The following is a 20,218-nucleotide window of genomic DNA, read 5'->3' as shown; positions in this document are numbered from 1 at the left end:
TAGATATAATGTTTGGCATGCCACGATCCCTCGCCCTCGACGCCCAGGCCCTGCGCGCGGCCGCGGGTGAGGCCGTGGCTGCGCTGAAAGCCTTGGGGAACCCCGAGCGGCTGCTGCTGCTGTGCCAGATGTCTCAAGGCGAGGTCTGCGTCGGCGACCTGGAGGTGTTGCTGGACATCCACCAGCCCACGCTGTCGCAGCAACTCGGCGTGCTGCGCCGCGAGGGCATGGTGGCCACGCGGCGCGACGGCAAGAAGATCTTCTACAGCATTGCCGACCCGCGGCTGCTGGCGCTGCTGCGCACGCTCTACAAGCTGTACTGCCCGAAGGAGGGCCCATGAACGTGGACTGGCATGCCTTTACGCCGGAGCCTGCGCTGGCCGGCGGGCTGCTCATCGGCCTTGCCGCTGCGGTGCTCGTGCGGTTTGCCGGCCGCATTGCGGGCATCAGCGGCATCGTCGGCGGGCTGCTTCGCCCAGTGACCGGAGACCGCGCCTGGCGGCTCGCCTTTCTCGCCGGTCTCTTGGGTGCGCCATGGGTCTACGGGCTGCTCGCCGGGCCGCTGCAGCCGCGCATCGACGCGGGCTGGGGCACGCTGCTTGCGGCCGGGCTGCTGGTGGGCATCGGCACCCGCTACGGCGCGGGCTGCACCAGCGGCCACGGCGTCTGCGGGTTGTCGCGGCTGTCGCCGCGTTCGGCGGTGGCTACCGCGGTGTTCATGGCAGCCGGCTTCGCGACGGTCTTCGTGTGGAGGCACCTGCTGTGAAGGCCATCGTCATCGCCGCGCTGGCCGGCCTGATCTTCGGCCTCGGGCTGATCGTGTCGGGCATGGTGTTCCCGGCCAAGGTGCTGGGCTTCCTGGACCTGGCGGGCGCCTGGGACCCGTCGCTGACCTTGGTCATGGCGGGCGCGATCGCGGTGGGCCTGCCGGCGTTCGCGTGGGCGCGGCGGGCAGGGGTGCGGCTGCCGGGCGCGACGCGCATCGACCGTCGCCTTGTCGGCGGCAGCCTGCTGTTCGGCATCGGCTGGGGGCTGGCGGGCCTGTGCCCCGGCCCGGCGCTGGTCGTGCTGGGCATGGGCGACCCCAAGGCCCTGGGTTTCGTCGCGGCGATGCTGGCCGGCATGGCGCTGTTCGAGCTGCTGGAGCGCCGATCCATGGCGCGCTGAGGCCACGCCCAAAGAGGCATCAAAATCCGCGCCCATGCTGTTCCTGCTCTCGCCTGCCAAGTCGCTCGACTACGACACGCCCACGCCGCCCGAACTGGCGCCGTCCCTGACCCGGCCGCAGTTCCTGGCCGACACCGCTGCCCTCATCGACATCCTGCGCACCAAGACCGTGGCCGACGTGCGCGCGCTGATGGACCTGTCCGAACCCCTGGCCCAGCTCAACGTCGAGCGGTACCAGGCTTGGCGCCCGCGCTTCACCGATCACAACAGCAAGCCGGCGGTGCTGGCGTTCAACGGCGACGTCTACGACGGCCTGGACGCGAAGACGCTCAGTGCCGACGACCTGGCCTGGGCGCAACAGCATGTGCGCATGCTGTCGGGCCTGTACGGCATCCTGCGGCCTCTCGACCGCATGCAGCCCTACAGGCTGGAGATGGGCACGCGGCTGGCCACGCCGGCCGGCGCCAATCTCTACGACTGGTGGGGCGACCGCCTGGCCCTGCACCTGAACAAGCTGGCTTCAGGCCAGAAGGCGCCGGTCATCGTCAACCTCGCGTCGCAGGAGTATTTCCGCGCGGCCGACCGCAAGGCGCTCAAGCCTCGCGTCGTCGATTGCCAGTTCGAGGATTGGAAGAACGGTGACTACAAGATCATCAGCTTCTTCGCCAAGCGCGCCCGCGGGCTGATGGCGCGCTACGCGATCCAGAATCGCCTCGAGACGCCCGAAGGCCTCAAGGGTTTCGATCTCGACGGCTACCGCCTCGCGCCCGAGGCGTCATCACCTGAACGACTCGTTTTCCGCCGCAAGTCATGAGCCAACAAGTCATCACCCCCGAACTGTGTGCGTGGATCTCCGAGCAGTCCCGCGCCGGCCATGCGTCCGAGAGCATCCTGGCTGCCATGCTGGGCAGCGGCTGGGACGAGACCATCGCCCGCCAGGCCCTGGCGCGCACGCTGGGTCAGGCGCCCGCACTCACCGCGCCACCCGGTGCCACGCCGGGCCTGCCCGAGCCAGACCTCAGCCGCTTCACACCGACCATCGATGCCGGCGACCGCCAGGTCAAGGTGGTGATGGCGCTGCGCCAGCCGCGTGTCGTGGTCTTCGGCGACCTGCTCTCCGAGGCGGAGTGCGACGGCATCATGAGCATCGCCGGCAAGCGCCTGGCGCGCTCCGAGACGGTGGCGACCGGTGGTGACGGCAGCGAGGTGAATGCCGCGCGCACCAGCGACGGCATGTTCTTCGAGCGTGGCGAGACCGAGCTGATCCACACCATCGAGGCGCGCATCGCCAAGCTGCTGCGCTGGCCGCTGGACCACGGCGAGGGCCTGCAGGTGCTGCGCTACCGCCCGGGCGCCGAGTACCAACCGCACTACGACTACTTCGACCCCGCGCACGTCAGCACGCCCAACATCCTCAAGCGCGGCGGCCAGCGCGTCGGCACGCTGGTCATCTACCTGAACACGCCGCTCGCCGGCGGCTCGACCATCTTCCCGGACATCGGCCTGGACGTCGCGCCCGTCAAGGGCAACGCCGTGTTCTTCAGCTACGACCGGCCGCACCCGGCCACGCAGACGCTGCATGGCGGCTCGCCCGTCATCGAGGGCGAGAAGTGGGTGGCGACCAAGTGGCTGCGCCAGGCCGTGTTCAACTGATCAGGCGGTGGCCGCGATAAGGGCCACCATCGTCAGCGCCACGCCGGCCAGCAGCAGGAAGTACAGCGCGCTGAGCAGCAGGCCGCGCCAGATCGCGCCCCACCAGCCCAGGCCGTAGACGCGCTGCATGGCGGCCAGGCCATGGCCGAACACGGCAAACATCATCAGCCCCTCCAGGCCGGCCGCCATCGCCAGCAGCAGCGCCAGGAACCAGACGCTGTGGCTGTGCAGCGAGAACACGAAGTGCTCGGCATAGCGGCGGCCGCTGCCGGCGAACGTCAGCAACAGCAGGGCCGCGAAGATGGGCTGCATGGCCAGCATCCCGTAAGGGGCGACGGCCTTGCCGCGCGCCTTCCACTGCTCGAAGGTGATGCTCTCGGCCTTGTTGACGAACTGGGTCAGCCAGCGTTCGAAGGCGCTGCAGGTCTCTGGGCGGGCCAGGTCGCACTCGCCGAACTTGGTGCTGACCGACACGCCCCCGGCGCCGCTGGCGCCCTTGGCCATGGCCTCGGCCGCGGCGGCGGTTTCGGCGGGCGTCGCGTTCGGCTTCACCCGCAGCCGCACCGGCTTGCCGGCCTCGGCGATGGCGGCCGGGTCGGCTTCCACGACCTGTGTCGGCCCCTGCGGCAGCAGCGCCCAGCCGACGAAGAAGATGAAGCTCGCGCTCAGGTAGACCCGCAGCGGCAGCACGTAGCGGCGCCGTTGGCCGTGGAAATAGGCATTCGTCAGGTGGCCCGGCAGGCAGACCAGCGCCCACAGCGTGCGCCACAGCGGGCCGTCGAAGGCGACGTAGTGGCCCAGGTACTCGGTGAACATCTCGCGCACCGAGGGCGGGTGCAGGTCGGTCTCCTGGCCGCAATGGCCGCAGTACACCGGGCGCGGCGTCGCCAGCGTGAAGTGGCAGTTGCGGCAGTAGGGCAGTTCGGGCGCGTGGTGCGTCTTGGAGCTCATGCGGACAGGAGTTTGTGGATCAGCTCGGGCGTGCTGCCCGCCTGGTATTTCTTCATCAGCCGGCCGCGGTAGATGTCGACGGTGCGCGGGCTCACGCCCAGGCGCCGGCCGATCAGCTTGCTGGTCTGCCCCTCGACGAGCAGCGCCGCGATCTCGCGCTCGCGCGGGGTCAGGTCGGCCGAGATCTGGCGCCGGGCCGACAAGTCCTCGAAGCTCCAGATGCCGCGGGCATGCGGGTCGGCTGGGTCCAGCGCGCGGCCGGTCACGTGGCACCAGAACAGCTCCCCGCTGCCCAGCCGGCGCATGACGCGGTCGTCGGCGTAGTGGCCTTGGGCGTCCAGGCTGGCGACGATGCGTGCGCCGGTGCGCTCGAACTCCGCGGCGCTGGGGTAGAGGACGGCGAAGCTCTGGCCGACGAGCTGCTCGCGCGTGGCCCCGAACATCTGCAGCACGCGCTCGTTGCAGTCGACGATCTGGCGCTGGGCCGACAGCACGAGGCCTATGGGGGCCAGCTGGAAGGCGCTGCGGTAATCGAGGGCGGCGGGTTCCACTTAGGCGAATTCGCGTAATCGACTTCGGAAGGGGCGCGATAGTACCCTTGCGGCCGTTGCCAACCGCAGGAGAACAACGGCATGAACAAGGTGTACCCGAGCGCTGAAGCAGCGCTGCGCGGCGTCGTCAAGGACGGGCAGATGCTCGCGGTCGGCGGCTTCGGCCTGTGCGGCATCCCCGAGGCGCTGATCGCCGCGCTGCGCGACAGCGGCGTCAAGGACCTGACGGTCATCTCCAACAACGCCGGCGTGGACGGCTTCGGCCTGGGCCAGCTGCTGGTCACGCGCCAGATCAGGAAGATGATCTCCAGCTACGTGGGCGAGAACAAGGAGTTCGAACGCCAGTACCTGGCGGGCGAGCTGGAGCTGGAGTTCACGCCGCAGGGCACGCTGGCCGAGAAGCTGCGCGCCGGTGGCGCCGGCATCCCGGCCTTCTTCGTGCGCACCGGCGTCGGCACGCTGATCGCCGAAGGCAAGGAGTCGCGCGAGTTCGACGGCCAGACCTACATCCTCGAGAAGGCCCTGGTGCCGGACGTGGCGCTGGTCAAGGCTTACAAGGCCGACAAGAGCGGCAACCTGGTGTTCCGCCGCACCGCGCGCAACTTCAACCCGGCCGCGGCGATGGCGGGGCAGCTGACGGTGGTGGAGGTGGAGCACCTCGTGGAAACGGGCGAGATCGACCCGGACGATGTGCACCTGCCAGGCATCTACGTGCACCGCATCGTCGTCAACGCCAACCCCGAGAAGCGCATCGAGAAGATGACCTTGTCGCCCAAGAAGGAGAGCTGACATGGCCTGGACCCAAGACCAGATGGCCGCCCGCGCGGCCCAGGAGCTGGAAGACGGCTTCTATGTGAACCTCGGCATCGGCATCCCGACGCTGGTGGCCAACCATGTGCCGGCGACCAAGGAAGTCTGGCTGCAGAGCGAAAACGGCATGCTCGGCATCGGCCCCTTCCCGACGGAAGACCAGGTCGACGCCGACCTGATCAATGCCGGCAAGCAGACCGTCACGACGCTGCCCGGCAGCAGCATCTTCGGCAGCCACGACAGCTTCGCGATGATCCGCGCCGGCAAGATCAACCTCAGCATCCTGGGCGCCATGCAGGTCAGCGGCAGCGGTGACCTGGCCAACTGGATGATCCCCGGCAAGATGGTCAAGGGCATGGGCGGCGCGATGGACCTGGTGGCCGGCGTCAAGCGCGTCATCGTGCTGATGGAGCATGTCGCCAAGAAGAAGGACGGCACCGAGGACCTCAAGATCATCCCCGCCTGCACGTTGCCGCTGACGGGCGTGGGCGTCGTGGACCGCATCATCACGGACCTGGGCGTGTTCGACGTCGTGCCCGAAGGCATCAAGCTCGTCGAGTTGGCGGAGGGCGTGACACGCGAGTTCGCGCAGAGCAAGACCGGGGTTCCCCTGCTCTGAGGTGTTTCTCTCGGTAAGCGGCAGGGCGTTTGTCACGCCGCTGCCGTGACGGGTGCGCCGAGGGGCGCGAGGTTGGAGATCATCCGGCCCGCCACCTCTCGGATGCCCCATGCCTGACCTGCTCGACGCTCCTGCCGCCGCTGCCGACTCTCTTTCGCCACTCACCCCGGCCACCGCGGCGCTGGCCGCCGCCGCGCTGCTGAGCGCCTGTGGCGGCGGCGGAGGAGGGGGCAGCGATCCCGGCCCCGGCTCGACGCCCGCCGCGTCGCCACCCCCGCCGCCGCCGCCCGCGCCGCCCACCGATGCGGAGGCTGCGCGCTTCCTCGCCCAGGCCGGCTTCGCCGCCACCACCGCTGACATCGCCACCGTCAAGGCCAGCGGTTATGCCGCCTGGCTGGATGCGCAATTCGCCCTGCCAGTCACCGCGGGTCATTTCGACTGGATGGTGGAGCGCGGCTATGCGGTGGAGGCCAACCGCAACAGCTTCGCCGGGCTGGACAACACGCTGTGGCGCAAGTTCATGTCCGCGCCCGACACGCTTCGCCAGCGCGTCGTGCTGGCGCTGTCGGAGATCTTCGTCGTCTCGATGAGCGGCATGTCCGTGCAGTGGCGCGGGTTGATGGGTGCCGCCTATGTGGACCTGCTGGAGCAGCATGCCTTCGGCAACTACCGGGAGCTGCTGCAGGCGGTGACGCTGTCGCCCGCCATGGGCGTGTATCTCGCCATGCGCGGCAACCAGAAGGAGGACACCCGCACCGGCCGCGTGCCCGACGAGAACTACGCCCGCGAGGTGATGCAGCTGTTCAGCATCGGCCTGGTGCAGCTCAATGCCGACGGCGCGCCCAAGCTCGGCAGCGACGGCAAGCCGCTGGAGACCTACACCCAGGCCCAGAACACCGAGCTGGCCCGCGTCTTCACCGGCTGGGACTACGACGGCGTGAGCAGCACCGACCCGGCCTATGTGCGCAAAGCCATGGTCAACAACCCGGCCCGCTTCGCCACCGGCGCGAAGAAGGTGCTGGACGTGGACATCCCCGCCACCGCCGACGGCGCCGCCGCGATGAAGACGGCGATGGACACCTTGGCGAATCATCCAAACGTCGGGCCTTTTATCGGCCGGCAGCTGATCCAGCGGCTGGTCGCGTCGCACCCCAGCCCGGCCTACGTCGCCCGCGTCGCGGCCGTGTGGGCCAACAACGGCGCCGGCGTGCGCGGCGACCTGAAGGCCGTCGTCCGCGCCGTGCTGCTGGATGCCGAGGCCAGGACGGTGTCGACCGCCCCCTCCGCCGGCAAGCTGCGCGAGCCGGTGCAGCGGCTGCTGCAATGGGGGCGCAGCTTCAATGCCGCGTCGCCCACCGGCGTCTGGAACATCGGCGACACCACCAACCCCGCCACGCGGCTGGGCCAGAGCCCGCTGCGCAGCGGCTCGGTGTTCAACTTCTTCCGCCCCGGCTACGTGCCGCCGGGCTCCACGCTGGGCAGCAACGCCGTCACGGCGCCCGAGTTCCAGCTGTGCAACGAGAGCACGGTCGCGGGTTATCTCAACTTCCTGCAGACGGCCATTGCCAACGGCATCGGCGAGGTCAAGGCCGGCTACACCGCCGAGCTGGCGCAGGCCGCCGACGCGCCGGCGCTGGTCGCCGACCTGGCGCTGCGGCTGGGCGGCGGCGGCATCTCGGCCGAGACCCAGGCCACCATCGCCACGGCGGTCGCCACCATCAACGCCGGCACCGACGCCGGCAAGCTCAACCGTGTGCAGGCCAGCATCCTGATGCTGATGGCCTGCCCCGAATACCTGGTGCAGAAATGACCCACCCCCTACGCGCTTCGCGCGCCCCCTCAAGGGGGCACTGCCAGTGGCCTGGCAGAGCCAGTTCCACGGCAGTCGCTGGATTTTCGTTGGATATGCGGCCAAGCGTATGTCGTTTGGCCCGAGGAGTGTTCTTGTGCGTGTGAACAAACTCCCCGCACTGCAGCGCCGCGAGTTCCTGCGCCGCGCGTCCGCCCTCAGCATGGCCGGCACGGCCGCGCCCTGGGCGCTGTCGCTCGCCGGCATCGGCGAAGCGGCCGCCGCCACGGCGCCGGGCGACTACAAGGCGCTGGTCTGCGTCTTCCTGTACGGCGGCAACGACTACGGCAACACGCTGGTGCCCTATGACGCGGCCAGTCACGCGGCCTACGCCGGCATCCGCGAGGCCCTGGCCACGCCGCGCGACGCGCTGGCCGCCACGGCGCTGCCTGTGGGCGAGGGCGGCCGCCAGATGGCGCTGGCACCGCAGCTCGGCAAGCTCAAGGGCCTGTGGGATGCCGGCCAGCTGGCCGTGCAACTCAACGTCGGCACGCTGGTGCAGCCGACGACGCTGGCGCAGTACAAGGCCAGGAGCGTGCCGCTGCCACCCAAGCTGTTCTCGCACAACGACCAGCAGTCCGTCTGGCAGGCCAGCTCGCCCGAGGGCGCCATCTCCGGCTGGGGCGGGCGGCTGGGCGACCTCTTCATGGGCGGCAACGGCACGTCCACCTTCACCTGCATCAACGTGTCGGGCAACGCCGTCTACATGGCCGGCAAGCAGGCGGTGCAGTACCAGGTGTCGACCAACGGCGCGGTCGCCGTCAACGGCATCACCAAGCCGCTGTACGGCTCGCAAGCCTGCGCCACTGCGCTGCGTTCGCTGATCACGGCCGACCGCACGCATTGGATGGAGGCCGAGCTGAACCGCGTCGTCAAGCGCTCGGTGGACGCGCAGACCACGCTGAGCACCGCGCTCGCCGGCGTGCCGGCCTTCGCCACGCCGTTCGACACGGCGGCGCTGTCCAGCCAGCTGTCCATGGTGGCCAAGCTGATCGCCGCGCGCCAGGGCCTGGGCGCGACGCGGCAGGTCTACTTCGTCTCCATCGGCGGCTTCGACCTGCACGACCAGCTCGTCACCCAGCACCCGCTGCTGCTGGCACAGGTCAACGACGCGCTGGCGAGCTTCCATGCCGCGACGGTGGAGCTGGGCGTCGCCAACCAGGTGACCACCTTCACCGCCAGCGACTTCGGCCGCACGCTGACGAGCAACGGCGACGGCAGCGACCACGGCTGGGGCAGCCACCACTTCGTCATGGGCGGCGCGGTCAAGGGCGGGCGCTTCTACGGCACGCTGCCATCCGTCAGCGTCAACGGGCCGGACGACGTCGGCCAAGGGCGGTTGCTACCCACCACGTCGGTGGACCAGCTCGCGGCCACGCTGGCGACCTGGATGGGCGTGTCGGCCACCGACCTGCCGCTGGTGCTGCCGCAGATTGCCAACTACACGCAGCGGGACTTGGGATACTTTTGAGGGAGGGGTGCTGCCTAAGATGGCGCATGCATTCGACGATTCCCCTGATTGCCGCGCTGCTGGCCTCTGCCGGCGCATTCGCCCAACCCGTCGAGCAGCCTGAGGCTGCCACCACCCGCACCGCCAAGACCGTCGGCCTGACCCAGCCGGCGCAGCGCTTCGCCGTCACGGCGGCCAACCCACTGGCCGCGCAGGCCGGCATGGAGATCCTGCGCGCCGGCGGCTCGGCGCTGGACACCGCCGTCGCCGTGCAGGCCGTGCTGGGCCTCGTCGAGCCGCAGTCCAGCGGCATTGCCGGCGGCGCCTTCCTGCTGCACTGGGACGGCCGCCAGGTGCAGGCCTACGACGGCCGCGAGACGGCGCCCGCCGCCGCCACGCCGGAGATGTTCCTCAAGCCCGACGGCAAGCCGCTGGCCATGCGCGACGCGATCATGAGCGGCCTGTCCACCGGCGCGCCCGGCGTGCTGGCCATGCTGGCCGAGGGCCACAAGGCACACGGCCAGCTGCCCTGGGCGCGCCTCTTCGAGCCGGCCATCCGGCTGGCCGAGCAAGGCTTTGCGATCAGCCCGCGGCTGTTCGAGCTGGCGTCGGCCGAGACCGCGCTGCGCAACGACCCGCAGGCCGGCCCCTATCTCTTCGGCGCGGACGGTGCGCCCAAGCCCGTCGGCACCGTGCTGAAGAACCCGGCCTACGCCGCCGTGCTGCGCGGCATCGCCAAACAGGGCGCCGCCGGCTTCTACAAGGGTGCCGTGGCCGAAGACATCGTGCGGCGCGTGAAGGGCCATGCGCGGCCCGGCCTGCTCACCACCGCCGACCTGGCCGGCTACAAGCCCGTCGTGCGGCCGCCGCTGTGCAATGAATGGCGCAGTTATCGCGTCTGCGGCTTCGGCCCGCCGACCTCGGGCCACCTGACGCTGATGCAGATCCTGGGCCTGCTCGACACCCAGCCCAGGGCCGTCGCGGCGCGCGGCATCTCCGCCGACTGGATGCATGCCTACGCGGAGTCGGCCAAGCTGGCGTTCGCCGACCGCGCCCAGTTCATCGGCGACCCGGCCTTCGTGGCCGCGCCCGGCGGTGACTGGCTCAACCTGCTTGCGCCGGCCTACCTGAAGGACCGTGGCGCGCTGATCGGCGAGCGCGCGATGGCCACCGCCACCGCGGGCGAGCCCGGCATCCGCCAGGCGCTGGCGCCGCAGGCCGAGCAAGCCGAGCACGGCACCAGCCAGGTCAGCGTCGTCGATGCCCAGGGCCGCGCCGTGTCGATGACGACCAGCATCGAGGCGGCCTTCGGCAACCGCGTCATGAGCGACGGCGGCACCGGGTTGCCGGGCGGCTTCATGCTGAACAACCAGCTGACCGACTTCTCGCTGAACCCGGTGGGCGCCGATGGCAAGCCTGTGGCCAACCGCGTGGAGGCCGGCAAGCGCCCGCGCTCCAGCATGGCGCCCACGTTGGTGTTCGACCGCGCGGGGCAGCTCGTCATGGTGGCGGGCTCGCCGGGCGGGCCGGTGATCATCCATTACGTCGCCAAGGTCATCACCGGCGCGCTGGCCTGGGGTCTGCCGGTGCAGCAGGCGGTGGACCTGCCGAACTTCGGGCACTTCAACAGCGGCTCGCTGATCGTCGAACGCGGCGCGTTGACGGCCGGCCAGTTGGCCGACCTGCGCGCGCGCGGCCACGCCGTCGTCGAGACCGACCTGACCAGCGGCCTGCAGGTGCTGTTGCGCACCAAGGCCGGCTGGGTGGGCGGTGCGGACCCGCGCCGGGAAGGCGTCGTGCTCGGCGAATAAGGGGGCCGACTGCCGTTCATCGGACAGATGGCGCCTTGTCCGACAGACGGCGCTCGAACTCCCCGCCTAGGCTGATGGATCACCAGCTCAGGGGGCGCGCCATGGCCGATGAAAGTGGATGTCTGTCACGCCGGGACGTGCTCATTGCGAGCGCTGGCACGGCCGCGATGACGGCGGCCGACGCGGCCGAGCCGGCGCAGGCCCTGGCCCCGCTGCCGCCCACGATGGGCCGAGTGACGCTGGAGGTCAACGGCAAGCCGCACACCGTCGATGTGGACACGCGCACCACGCTGCTGGACCTGCTGCGCGAACAGCTGCAGCTGACCGGCACCAAGAAGGGTTGCGACCACGGCCAGTGCGGCGCCTGCACGGTGCTGCTGGACGGCCGGCGCATCAACAGTTGCCTGATGCTGGCCGTGATGGCGCCGGGCGCCAAGGTGACCACCATCGAGGGCCTGGGCGCGCCCGGCCGCCTGCACCCACTGCAGGCCGCCTTCGTCGCCAAGGACGGCTACCAGTGCGGCTACTGCACGCCGGGGCAGATCTGTTCGGCCGTGGGCATGCTGGACGAACTGCAGCGCGGCATGCCCAGCCACGCGACGCCCGACCTGGCCATCAGGCCATTGCTGTCCGCCGACGAACTGCGCGAACGCATGAGCGGCAACCTCTGCCGCTGCGGCGCCTACTCCAACATCGCCGAGGCCATCACCTCGGTGGCTGGAGGTGCCGCATGAAAGCCTTCAGTTTCGAGCGCGCCCGCACGCCGGCCGAGGCCGCGGCCGCCGTGGCGCAACGGCCGGATGCGCGCTTCATCGCCGGCGGCACCAACCTGCTGGACCTGATGAAGCTGCAGATCGAGGCGCCCACCCACCTCGTCGACGTCAACGCGCTGGGCCTGGACCGCATCGAGGACAGCAAGGAGGGGGGCCTGCGCATCGGCGCACTGGTGCGCAACAGCGACCTGGCCGCCGACGCCACCGTGAAGCGCGACTACCCCGTGCTGTCGCGCGCGTTGCTGGCCGGCGCCTCCGGCCAGCTGCGCAACCGGGCGACGACGGCGGGCAACCTGCTGCAGCGCACCCGCTGCCCCTATTTCTACGACACCGCCCAGCCTTGCAACAAGCGCCAGCCAGGCAGCGGCTGCAGCGCCCTGCACGGCCAGTCGCGCTCGCTCGCCGTCATCGGCGCAAGCCACGCCTGCATCGCCACCCACCCCAGCGACATGGCCGTCGCCATGCGCGTGCTGGACGCCCAGGTCGAGACCGTCAAACCGGATGGGCAGACCCGCCGCATCGCCATCGCCGACTTCCACAAGCTGCCTGGCGACACGCCGCACGTCGAGCATGCGCTGGGGCACGGCGAGCTGATTACCGCGGTGCTGTTGCCCGCGCCGGTGGCGGGCGTGCACGTCTATCGGAAGGTGCGGGACCGCGCGTCGTACGCGTTCGCGCTGGTGTCGGTCGCGGCCATCGTGCAGCCGGGCGGCACGGGTCGCGTCGCCTTCGGCGGCCTGGCGCCCAAGCCCTGGCGCGTCGAGGCGGCCGAGGCCTTGCTCGCCAAGGGCGCCCGGGCCTTCACCGCCCAGGCCCTGGCGGGCGCCAAGCCGACCGAAGACAACGCCTTCAAGCTGCCGCTGGCCGAGCGCACGCTGGCCGGCATCCTCCAATCCGCGCAGGCAGCATCATGAGATTCGACCAACCCGCCACCACCAACCCCATCGACCAGGGCCGCGTGGTCGGCCGTGCCACGCCGCGCATCGACGGGCCGCTGAAGACGACGGGCACCGCGCCCTATGCCTACGAACGCCACGATGTGGCGCCGGCACCAGCCATCGGCTATGTCGTCGGCGCCGGCATCGCCAAGGGCCGGGTCGCGTCCATGGACCTGGCCGCCGCGCGCAAGGCGCCGGGCGTGCTCACCATCGTCACGGCACGCAACGCCGGCAAGCTCGGCAAGTCGGACAAGAACACGGCCAAGTTGCTCGGCGGCCCGCAGGTCGACCACTACCACCAGGCGCTGGCCCTCGTCGTCGCCGAGACCTTCGAGCAGGCGCGTGCCGCCGCGGCGTTGATCGGCATCCGGTATGAAACGGCGCCGGGCCGCTTCGACCTGGCCGCCGCCAAGCTGCATGCGCCGCTGGCCAAGGACGACGGCATGGGCGGCAAGTCGCAGACCCACGTCGGCGATTTCCAAGGCGCCTTCGCCAAGGCACCGGTGCAGCTGGACGCCACCTACACGACGCCCGACCAGGGCCACGCGATGATGGAGCCGCATGCGACGCTGGCCACTTGGGAGGGCCGCAAGCTGACGGTGTGGACTGCCAACCAGATGGTGGGCTGGGCCGTCGACGACCTGGCCGCCACGCTGGGCATCCCGAAGGAGAACGTGAGCGTGAAGTCGCCCTACATCGGCGGCGGCTTCGGCGGCAAGCTGTTCCTGCGCGCGGACGTGCTGCTCGCCGCGCTGGGCGCGCGTGCGGTGAACCGGCCCGTCAAGATCGCGCTGACGCGGCCGCTGATGTTCAACAACACGACGCACCGGCCCGCCACCATCCAGCGCATCCGCATCGGCGCGGGCAAGGACGGCCGCATCGCGGCGATCGGGCACGAGAGCTGGTCGGGCGACCTGCCCGGCGGCAAGCCCGAGACGGCCGTCGCACAGACGCGGCTGCTCTACGCCGGCGAGCACCGGCTGACCGCCATGCGCCTGGCCGTGCTGGACCTGCCCGAGGGCAACGCCATGCGCGCGCCGGGCGAGGCGCCCGGCATGATGGCGCTGGAGATCGCGATGGACGAGATGGCCGAGAAGCTGGGCCTGGACCCGATCGAGTTCCGGCTGCGCAACGACACCCAGGTCGACCCCGAGAAGCCGCAGCGGCCCTTCTCGCAACGCCGCCTGGCCGATTGCTTCAAGCTCGGTGCCGAGCGCTTTGGCTGGAGCAAGCGCAACGCCAAACCGGCCCAGGTGCGCGATGGCCGCTGGATGGTCGGGTTGGGGGTGGCGGCGGCCTTTCGCAACAACATCGTCATGAAGTCCAAGGCACGCGTGCGGCTGGACGGCGAAGGCCGCGTCGTCGTCGAGACCGACATGACCGACATCGGCACCGGCAGCTACACCGTCATTGCGCAGACGGCCGCCGAGACCATGGGCGTGCCGCTGGAGCGGGTGCGCGTGCTGCTGGGTGATTCGGACTACCCCGTCTCCTGCGGCTCGGGCGGGCAATGGGGCGGCAACAGCTCATGCGCCGGGGTCTATGCGGCGTGCATGAAGCTGCGCGGCATGGTGGCCCAGAAGGCCGGCCTGGGCGATGACGCAACGTTTGTCGACGGTGAGGTGCGCGGCGGCGGAAAGTCCGTGCCGCTGGAGTCCTTCTCCGGCCTCGTCGCCGAGGACGGCATGGAGTACGGCGACCTGGACAAGCGCTACCAGCAGTCCACCTTCGGCGCGCATTTCGTCGAGGCGGCGGTGGACGCCTTCACCGGCGAGGTCCGCGTGCGGCGCATGCTGGCCGTCTGCGCGGCCGGGCGCATCCTCAACCCGGTTTCGGCGCGCAGCCAGGTCATCGGCGCGATGACGATGGGGGTGGGTGCGGCGTTGATGGAGGAACTGCACGTCGACAAGCGCCGCGGCTTCTTCGTCAACCATGACCTGGCGGGGTATGAGGTGCCGGTGCATGCGGACATTCCGCACCAGGATGTGGTGTTCCTGGACGAGGTCGACCCGGTGTCGTCGCCATTGAAGGCGAAGGGGGTGGGTGAGTTGGGCATCTGCGGCGTGGCGGCCGCGGTGGCGAATGCGGTCTACAACGCGACGGGGGTGCGGGTTCGCGAGTACCCGATCACGCTGGACAAGCTGTTGAAGGGGTTGCCGCCGGTGGCTTGAAGTTGCTGTTGCTGAGTGACGCGCACGGCCGGCAGCACCACGCTCAGCGCTTCGTCAACACCACCAACCCCAGCGCGCCCAACCCCGCAAACAGCAGCCCGCTCCAAACCTCATACGGCAACCCGAGCAGCCGATACCCCGCCGCCTCCGCACAGTTGGCCGTGATCATGAACACCGACGGCCACAGCTCCTCCAGCCCCAGGGCCGTCACGATCTTGTCCGCCAGGCCCATCGCGCAACTCGCGCTCTGCGAGGCCACCTCGTGCTGGAAGACCGCCGCCGTCAGCCCCGCCGCGCACAGCATCAGCACCGCGACCAAAGCCGCCTGGCGCAGCGAGCGTTGCGCCTGCATCAACCAGCCGAGCAGCGAGAACGCACCGATCAACAGGAACAGGCCACGCTGCAGCACGCACCAGGGGCAGGGCTTGACGCCGAACTGGTGCTGGGCGATCAACGCGACGCCGACGGCGGCGAAGCTCGCCAAGGCCATGCCGGCCAGCGCGCGGGCCGGCAGCTTCGAAGGCTTGATGAAGAACATCAATCAGCGATCTCCGCGATCAGCTCGATCTCGACACACGCACCCAGCGGGATCTGCGCCACGCCGAAGGCGCTGCGCGCATGCTTGCCGGCGTCGCCCAGCACCGTGGCCAGCAGCTCGGAGCAGCCGTTGGTGACGAGGTGCTGCTCCGTGTAGTCGGGCGTGCTGTTCACGAGGCTCATCACCTTGACGATGCGCACCACCTTGCCGAGGTCGCCGGTGGCGGCCTGCAGCGTGCCCAGCAGGTCGATGGCGACGGCGCGGGCGGCGGCCTGGCCGGTGGCGGTGTCGACATCCTTGCCGAGCTGGCCGACCCAGGGCTTGCCGTCCTTCTTGGCGATGTGGCCGGACAGGAACACCAGGTTGCCGGTGCGCATGAAGGGCAGGTAGGCCGCAGCCGGCACGGCCACGGGGGGCAGCGTGATGCCGAGTTCGGCAAGCTTGGCTTGGATGGCGGAAGAGCTCATGGGGGAAGCGCGCTGGCGCGAGAAAAAAACCGCGGCATGCTACACCCCGCCCCCCAACGACCGGGGGCGGGGAGGGGCATTGACGCAGCGGCGCTGGGGCGCTCGGGAGCTGGTGGCGATGGGGCTGGCCTGGCTGGTGGGGCTGGCGCTGCTGCATGGCTGTGCCCGACTGCCCACCGCCGCGGCGTACGCGGTGCTGGCCTTTGCCGCGGGGCTGCTCTTCGTGCTGCGGCGCCACCACTGGCTGGCACCGGTGGGCTGTGTCGCGGTGCTGGCCTTCACGCAGGCCGCGCTGCGCGCCGAATGGCGGCTCACGCCCGAACTGCACCCCGCGTGGGAAGGCCGCGACCTGGTGCTGACGGGGCGCGTCGATTCGCTGCCCATCGCCGTTACCGGCCAGGGCGGGGTGCCGGGCTGGCGTTTCGAGTTCGCGGTCGAGGCCGTCGGCCCGACGGGTACGGCCCTGCCGCCCGAGGTGCCGCGGCGGCTGATGCTGCTGGTGTACGACGGCGCTCCCGTCACGGCCGGCGAGCGCTGGCGCTTCACCGCAAGGCTCAAGCGCGCCCACGGCCTGGCCAACCCGGGCGGCTTCGATGTGGAGCTGTGGCTGTTCGAGCAGGGCCTGCGCGCCAGCGGCGTGGTGCGTGCCTCGCAGCGCCTGCAGGCCGCGCCGTGGTGGGAGATCGACGCCGCCCGCCAGCGCCTGCGCGCGGCCATCCGCGCGCATGTGCCGGACCCCGGCATGGCTGGAGTCATCGCGGCGCTGAGCCTGGGCGACCAGAACGCGATCGCGCACAGCGACTGGGCGCTGTTCCGCGACACCGGGATAGCGCATCTTCTGAGCGTGTCCGGGCTGCATGTCACGTTGTTCGCATGGCTCGCGGCCGCCCTCGTCGCGTCGCTGTGGCGGCGCAGCGGCCGGCTCTGCCTGCGCCTGCCCGCGCCGACGGCGGCACGCTGGGTCGGCGTGCTGGCCGCGCTGGGCTATGCGCTTTTCTCCGGCTGGGGCGTGCCGGCCCAGCGCACGGTGCTGATGCTCGCGGCCGTGGCCGGCCTGCAAACACTGGGCCTGCGCTGGCCCTGGCCGCTGGTGCTGCTGGCCGCCGCGGTGGTGGTCACGGCGGTCGACCCGTGGGCGCTGATGCAGCCCGGCTTCTGGCTGTCCTTCGGCGCCGTGGCGCTGCTGATGGCGGCCGGCGCCGAGCACGCGCAGGGCTGGCGTCCACGGCTCACGGCCGCCTTGCGAACCCAGGCCATCGCCACCGTCGGCCTGGCGCCGCTGAGCCTGGTGTGCTTTGCGCAGCTGTCGCTGGTGGGGCTGCTGGCCAACCTGCTGGCCATCCCGCTGATCAGCTTCGTCATCACGCCGCTGGCGCTGCTGGGCGGCGCCATGCCACCGCTGTGGGCGCTCGCGGCCTGGCTGGTGGGGCTGCTGATGGGCTGGCTGAAGCTGCTGACGGCGTTGCCCGGCGCGGTGTGGTGGCTGCCGGCCGCGCCGCTGTGGTCGCAGGGCCTGGCGCTGCTGGGCGCCGTGTTGATCGGCATGCGCCTGCCCTGGCGGTTGCGGCTGGCGGGCCTGGCCATGATGCTGCCGCTGCTGTGGCCGGCCGTGACGCGACCGCCGGCGGGCGAGTTCGAGCTGCTGGCGCCCGACATCGGCCAGGGCAACGCGGTGTTGATCCGCACCCGAGAGCATGCCCTGCTCTTCGACACCGGTCCGGTCTATGCGCCCGGCGCTGATGCCGGCGAACGGGTGCTGCTGCCGCTGTTGCGCTCGCTGGGCGTGAGGCGGCTCGACATGCTGATGCTGAGCCACCGCGACAGCGACCATGTCGGCGGCGCCGCGACACTGCTGCAGGCGCTGCCGGTGGGCGAACTGCGCAGTTCCCTGGAGCCTGGCCACGCGTTGCTGCGCGCCGGGCCGGCCGAGGTGCGCTGCGAGGCCGGCCAGGGCTGGACGTGGGACGGTGTGCGCTTCGACGTGCTGCACCCGACAGCGGCGCATTTCGAGGCGGGGCTCAAGTCCAACGACCTGTCCTGCGTGCTGCGCATCACGGCGGTCTCGGGCCGGCGCGCGCTGCTGGCCGGCGACCTGGAGGCCGAGCAGGAGCGCGCGCTGGTGCGCCGCGAAGCTGACCTCCGCGCCGACGTGCTGCTGGTGCCGCACCACGGCAGCAAGACGTCGTCGAGCACCGAGCTGCTCGCCGCCGTGCGGCCGGCCATCGGCGTCGTGCAGGCCGGCTACCGCAGCCGTTTCGGCCACCCCGCGCCGCCAGTGCTGGCGCGCTATCAGGCCGCGGGCATCGCCATCGTCACCAGCGCTGGCTGCGGCGCGTGGCGCTGGCAGAGCGACACCGCCGGCGCCGCCTGCGAGCGTGACCGCCGGCGCCGCTACTGGCAGGACCGCAGCCCCGCTCCCAGCGGCGTGGAAGGCCCGCCGCTTGACGATGCGGCAGCGGTCGACACCGAGCTGGCCTTCTGAGACTGCGCCTGCCACACTCGGCCGGCCGTCAATCGAAGGAAATCGCATGAAGCGCCTGCAAACCTGGGCCCGTCGCACCGTCTCGTTGAGCCTTTTGTGCGTGAGCTTCGCCGCCCTGGCCGGGGGCGGCAGCGCGGGCAGCGGCGCCAAGGCGACCGCCGGCAGCAAGGACTACGACCTCTATCGCAGCGGCAGTGCGGCCGATGCGCTGCCGCCGCAGCCGGCCAGCAACCAGCTGGTGCTGATGGGCGGTGGCCTCGACGTGGACGATGCCTTCCGCGCCATGATCGCCAAGGCCCGCGGCGGCACGGCCGCCAAGGTGGACGTCGTCATCCTGCGCACCTCGGGCGCCGACGGCTACAACGCCTACCTGATGGCGATGGACGGCGTCGACTCGGTCGAGTCCATCGTGCTGAAGACGCGCGCCGGCGCCAGCGCGCCCGAGGTGCTGGACCTCGTCGCCCGTGCCGACGTGCTGTTCATCGCCGGTGGCGACCAATCGACCTACATCGCCCAGTGGGCCGGCACGCCGCTGGAGGCGGCGATGAAGGCCGCCGTCGCGCGCCGCGTGCCTTTCGGCGGCACCAGCGCCGGCCTCGCCGTGCTGGGCCAGTTCGACTACTCCGGCGCCAACCAGTCGGTCTCCTCAGCCGAGGCGCTGGCCAACCCCTACGACCGCAACGTGACGCTGGACCGCAGCTTCCTGAACGCATTGCCGTTGATGGCCGGCGTCATCACCGACGCCCACCTGGTCGCGCGTGACCGCATGGGCCGCCTCGTCACCTTCCTGGCGAGGCTTTCGGCCGATGGCTGGGCCGGCTGGCAGGCGCTGCGCGCCGTCGGCGTGGACGAGCAGACGGCCGTGGTCGCCGATGGCGACATCGCCACCGTCATGGGCAATGACGACGGCCAGGGCGGCCGCACCGGCCGCGCCTACTTCGTCAAGCCGACAGTGGCGCCGACGACGGTGCAGGCGAAGAAGCCGCTGACCTTCCGCAACCTGCAGGTCGAGAAGCGTGTGGCCGGCGGCCAGTACAACCTGGCGACCTGGCCGACCGTGTCGCCGTACTTCATCTCGGTGGAGGCGGGCGTGCTGCTGCCCAACCCCTACTGAGAGTGGCCCTGGCGTCAGTGGAAGGGGCTGATCTCGTCGGCCGCGCCGTCGAAGAACTCTTCCGGGAAGCGCTGCTGCAGCAGCGCGTCCAGCGCGTGGATCTGCCCCGCCAGCGTCGCGCCGGACAGCCCCAGCTCCTGGAGCGCGGTGCGGCAGCGGGGGCCGATCTCGCCGTCCATGTTGCCGATGTCGTGGCCCAGCCGGATCAGCGCCGACTGCACATAGGCCTGCGACTCGGTGCCCTTGAACTTGTCGTGCTGCAGGCCCACCGAGATGATGGCGCTGGCCGCCATCGCCGCGGCCGGCTTGGCGAAGTTGCTGGCCTTGCCGGCCGAGTAGTAGTCATGCACGAGTTGATGGCTGCCGCGGCGCTCGAAATGCCAGCACTCGGACGTCTTGGGGTTGGGCGTGGCGATGATGGGCACGATGCCCCACGGCCTGGCCAGTTCCCAGAAGGCGTCCAGGCTCACCGCGATGGCGGAGAGGTCGACATCGAAGGCGCGGCCCGACTCGTGCATGCTGCCCCCCGGGGCCGGGCTGAAGGCGCTCTTCTTGCCGCTGGTGAAATCGAGATGGGCCTGCAGCTGCATGTCGTAGCTGCGGAACAGGTCCGACAGCACCAGCCGGCCGCCGAAGGGCTTGAGCGACTCGCGCACGCCGTACAGCCCTTTCTTCAGGTCCGGCGTGGCACGGGCCATGCGCTCCGGCATGGGTACGGGCGCACCGTTGACCTTGTAGATGGACATCACCAGAGGTTTGACGAGGATGGCGGGCATGGCGGCTCCAGGCGGGTTGCGGGCTCGCGTCGATGGCGTACCCCCCGCAACTTGACGCCGATCCGGCGCGCCGCGCATCCGCCGTTTTGAGGAACTGG

20 protein-coding genes are annotated in these 20,218 nt (G+C 70.7%); 15 read left to right on the top strand and 5 right to left on the bottom strand.

Translation table 11 applies throughout. The annotated features are described in order from the left end of the window. Nucleotides 1-17 precede the first annotated feature (17 nt). From ASD35_RS21630 to ASD35_RS21610, 5 genes are read left to right on the top strand one after another with little or no spacing between them, the layout of a single operon-like run. Nucleotides 18-341: a metalloregulator ArsR/SmtB family transcription factor gene (locus ASD35_RS21630; RefSeq protein ID WP_056876995.1), complete on the top strand. Its 324-nt coding sequence runs from the start codon at nucleotides 18-20 to the stop codon at nucleotides 339-341. Continuing rightward, nucleotides 338-766, top strand: a complete 429-nt coding sequence (locus ASD35_RS21625; RefSeq protein ID WP_056876994.1) for a YeeE/YedE family protein — start codon at nucleotides 338-340, stop codon at nucleotides 764-766. The genes ASD35_RS21630 and ASD35_RS21625 overlap by 4 nt, the downstream gene beginning before the upstream one ends. Further along, nucleotides 763-1,167, top strand: coding sequence for a DUF6691 family protein (locus ASD35_RS21620; RefSeq protein ID WP_056876993.1), 405 nt, complete (start codon nucleotides 763-765; stop codon nucleotides 1,165-1,167). The genes ASD35_RS21625 and ASD35_RS21620 overlap by 4 nt, the downstream gene beginning before the upstream one ends. Before the next feature lie 34 nt (nucleotides 1,168-1,201). Further along, nucleotides 1,202-1,981: a peroxide stress protein YaaA gene (gene yaaA, locus ASD35_RS21615; protein WP_056876992.1), complete on the top strand. Its 780-nt coding sequence runs from the start codon at nucleotides 1,202-1,204 to the stop codon at nucleotides 1,979-1,981. Next, nucleotides 1,978-2,820 carry a 2OG-Fe(II) oxygenase gene (locus ASD35_RS21610; protein WP_056876991.1) on the top strand — a complete coding sequence of 281 codons (843 nt, stop codon included), beginning with the start codon at nucleotides 1,978-1,980 and terminating at the stop codon, nucleotides 2,818-2,820. Before yaaA ends, ASD35_RS21610 begins: the two co-directional genes overlap by 4 nt. Here ASD35_RS21610 and ASD35_RS21605 read toward each other — a convergent pair whose 3' ends face one another. Further along, nucleotides 2,821-3,771, bottom strand: coding sequence for a DUF3667 domain-containing protein (locus ASD35_RS21605; protein ID WP_056876990.1), 951 nt, complete (start codon nucleotides 3,769-3,771; stop codon nucleotides 2,821-2,823). Beyond that, the gene (locus ASD35_RS21600) at nucleotides 3,768-4,322 is read right to left on the bottom strand and encodes a LuxR C-terminal-related transcriptional regulator (RefSeq protein WP_056876989.1); all 555 of its coding nucleotides are present in this window, start codon (nucleotides 4,320-4,322) and stop codon (nucleotides 3,768-3,770) included. Before ASD35_RS21600 ends, ASD35_RS21605 begins: the two co-directional genes overlap by 4 nt. An 81-nt stretch (nucleotides 4,323-4,403) precedes the next feature. On the opposite strand from ASD35_RS21600, the gene ASD35_RS21595 reads away from it, so the two are divergent. From ASD35_RS21595 to paoC, 8 genes are all read left to right on the top strand, one after another. Next, nucleotides 4,404-5,111, top strand: coding sequence for a CoA transferase subunit A (locus ASD35_RS21595; RefSeq protein ID WP_056876988.1), 708 nt, complete (start codon nucleotides 4,404-4,406; stop codon nucleotides 5,109-5,111). Nucleotide 5,112: 1 nt separating this feature from the next. Then, nucleotides 5,113-5,751, top strand: a complete 639-nt coding sequence (locus tag ASD35_RS21590) for a 3-oxoacid CoA-transferase subunit B (protein WP_056876987.1) — start codon at nucleotides 5,113-5,115, stop codon at nucleotides 5,749-5,751. 109 nt (nucleotides 5,752-5,860) lie between these two features. After that, on the top strand, nucleotides 5,861-7,561 hold the full coding sequence (locus ASD35_RS21585; protein WP_235538417.1) for a DUF1800 family protein: 1,701 nt from the start codon (nucleotides 5,861-5,863) through the stop codon (nucleotides 7,559-7,561). 202 nt (nucleotides 7,562-7,763) lie between these two features. Continuing rightward, nucleotides 7,764-9,071 carry a DUF1501 domain-containing protein gene (locus ASD35_RS21580; RefSeq protein ID WP_235538442.1) on the top strand — a complete coding sequence of 436 codons (1,308 nt, stop codon included), beginning with the start codon at nucleotides 7,764-7,766 and terminating at the stop codon, nucleotides 9,069-9,071. Nucleotides 9,072-9,097: 26 nt separating this feature from the next. Beyond that, a complete protein-coding gene (locus ASD35_RS21575; protein WP_056876985.1) occupies nucleotides 9,098-10,861 on the top strand; it encodes a gamma-glutamyltransferase family protein in 1,764 nt (587 codons plus the stop codon). A 101-nt stretch (nucleotides 10,862-10,962) separates the two neighbouring features. Beyond that, on the top strand, nucleotides 10,963-11,595 hold the full coding sequence (paoA, locus tag ASD35_RS21570; protein WP_056876984.1) for an aldehyde dehydrogenase iron-sulfur subunit PaoA: 633 nt from the start codon (nucleotides 10,963-10,965) through the stop codon (nucleotides 11,593-11,595). Then, on the top strand, nucleotides 11,592-12,548 hold the full coding sequence (locus ASD35_RS21565; protein WP_056876983.1) for a xanthine dehydrogenase family protein subunit M: 957 nt from the start codon (nucleotides 11,592-11,594) through the stop codon (nucleotides 12,546-12,548). The genes paoA and ASD35_RS21565 overlap by 4 nt, the downstream gene beginning before the upstream one ends. Next, nucleotides 12,545-14,743, top strand: a complete 2,199-nt coding sequence (gene paoC, locus ASD35_RS21560; protein WP_056876982.1) for an aldehyde oxidoreductase molybdenum-binding subunit PaoC — start codon at nucleotides 12,545-12,547, stop codon at nucleotides 14,741-14,743. The genes ASD35_RS21565 and paoC overlap by 4 nt, the downstream gene beginning before the upstream one ends. Before the next feature lie 43 nt (nucleotides 14,744-14,786). Here paoC and ASD35_RS21555 read toward each other — a convergent pair whose 3' ends face one another. Together ASD35_RS21555 and ASD35_RS21550 are read right to left on the bottom strand one after the other, a co-directional pair. Further along, a complete protein-coding gene (locus tag ASD35_RS21555) occupies nucleotides 14,787-15,281 on the bottom strand; it encodes a disulfide bond formation protein B (RefSeq protein WP_056876981.1) in 495 nt (164 codons plus the stop codon). Continuing rightward, the gene (locus tag ASD35_RS21550; protein WP_056876980.1) at nucleotides 15,281-15,748 is read right to left on the bottom strand and encodes a RidA family protein; all 468 of its coding nucleotides are present in this window, start codon (nucleotides 15,746-15,748) and stop codon (nucleotides 15,281-15,283) included. The genes ASD35_RS21555 and ASD35_RS21550 overlap by 1 nt, the downstream gene beginning before the upstream one ends. Nucleotides 15,749-15,827: 79 nt before the next feature. Between ASD35_RS21550 and ASD35_RS21545 the strand changes: the two genes are divergently transcribed. Continuing rightward, nucleotides 15,828-18,230 carry a DNA internalization-related competence protein ComEC/Rec2 gene (locus tag ASD35_RS21545; RefSeq protein WP_235538416.1) on the top strand — a complete coding sequence of 801 codons (2,403 nt, stop codon included), beginning with the start codon at nucleotides 15,828-15,830 and terminating at the stop codon, nucleotides 18,228-18,230. Between the two features lie 46 nt (nucleotides 18,231-18,276). Next, on the top strand, nucleotides 18,277-19,344 hold the full coding sequence (locus ASD35_RS21540) for a cyanophycinase (protein ID WP_056876978.1): 1,068 nt from the start codon (nucleotides 18,277-18,279) through the stop codon (nucleotides 19,342-19,344). Nucleotides 19,345-19,358: 14 nt separating this feature from the next. Here ASD35_RS21540 and ASD35_RS21535 read toward each other — a convergent pair whose 3' ends face one another. Beyond that, nucleotides 19,359-20,120, bottom strand: coding sequence for a hypothetical protein (locus ASD35_RS21535; RefSeq protein ID WP_056876977.1), 762 nt, complete (start codon nucleotides 20,118-20,120; stop codon nucleotides 19,359-19,361). Nucleotides 20,121-20,218: the final 98 nt, after the last annotated feature.

The organism is Pelomonas sp. Root1444 (assembly GCF_001426885.1).
GTDB lineage: Bacteria > Pseudomonadota > Gammaproteobacteria > Burkholderiales > Burkholderiaceae_C > Pelomonas.
This window is presented reverse-complemented; position numbering and strand designations above follow the sequence as displayed.

What these genes read in the sequence shown, in the direction of transcription:
- ASD35_RS21630 (WP_056876995.1), top strand. Translation starts at nt 18, where the DNA reads ATGCCACGATCCCTCGCCCTCGACGCCCAGGCCCTGCGCGCGGCCGCG.
- ASD35_RS21625 (WP_056876994.1), top strand. Translation starts at nt 338, where the DNA reads ATGAACGTGGACTGGCATGCCTTTACGCCGGAGCCTGCGCTGGCCGGC.
- yaaA (WP_056876992.1), top strand. Translation starts at nt 1,202, where the DNA reads ATGCTGTTCCTGCTCTCGCCTGCCAAGTCGCTCGACTACGACACGCCC.
- ASD35_RS21610 (WP_056876991.1), top strand. Translation starts at nt 1,978, where the DNA reads ATGAGCCAACAAGTCATCACCCCCGAACTGTGTGCGTGGATCTCCGAG.
- ASD35_RS21605 (WP_056876990.1), bottom strand. Translation starts at nt 3,771, where the DNA reads ATGAGCTCCAAGACGCACCACGCGCCCGAACTGCCCTACTGCCGCAAC.
- ASD35_RS21595 (WP_056876988.1), top strand. Translation starts at nt 4,404, where the DNA reads ATGAACAAGGTGTACCCGAGCGCTGAAGCAGCGCTGCGCGGCGTCGTC.
- ASD35_RS21590 (WP_056876987.1), top strand. Translation starts at nt 5,113, where the DNA reads ATGGCCTGGACCCAAGACCAGATGGCCGCCCGCGCGGCCCAGGAGCTG.
- ASD35_RS21585 (WP_235538417.1), top strand. Translation starts at nt 5,861, where the DNA reads ATGCCTGACCTGCTCGACGCTCCTGCCGCCGCTGCCGACTCTCTTTCG.
- ASD35_RS21580 (WP_235538442.1), top strand. Translation starts at nt 7,764, where the DNA reads ATGGCCGGCACGGCCGCGCCCTGGGCGCTGTCGCTCGCCGGCATCGGC.
- ASD35_RS21575 (WP_056876985.1), top strand. Translation starts at nt 9,098, where the DNA reads ATGCATTCGACGATTCCCCTGATTGCCGCGCTGCTGGCCTCTGCCGGC.
- paoA (WP_056876984.1), top strand. Translation starts at nt 10,963, where the DNA reads ATGGCCGATGAAAGTGGATGTCTGTCACGCCGGGACGTGCTCATTGCG.
- ASD35_RS21565 (WP_056876983.1), top strand. Translation starts at nt 11,592, where the DNA reads ATGAAAGCCTTCAGTTTCGAGCGCGCCCGCACGCCGGCCGAGGCCGCG.
- paoC (WP_056876982.1), top strand. Translation starts at nt 12,545, where the DNA reads ATGAGATTCGACCAACCCGCCACCACCAACCCCATCGACCAGGGCCGC.
- ASD35_RS21555 (WP_056876981.1), bottom strand. Translation starts at nt 15,281, where the DNA reads ATGTTCTTCATCAAGCCTTCGAAGCTGCCGGCCCGCGCGCTGGCCGGC.
- ASD35_RS21550 (WP_056876980.1), bottom strand. Translation starts at nt 15,748, where the DNA reads ATGAGCTCTTCCGCCATCCAAGCCAAGCTTGCCGAACTCGGCATCACG.
- ASD35_RS21540 (WP_056876978.1), top strand. Translation starts at nt 18,277, where the DNA reads ATGAAGCGCCTGCAAACCTGGGCCCGTCGCACCGTCTCGTTGAGCCTT.
- ASD35_RS21535 (WP_056876977.1), bottom strand. Translation starts at nt 20,120, where the DNA reads ATGCCCGCCATCCTCGTCAAACCTCTGGTGATGTCCATCTACAAGGTC.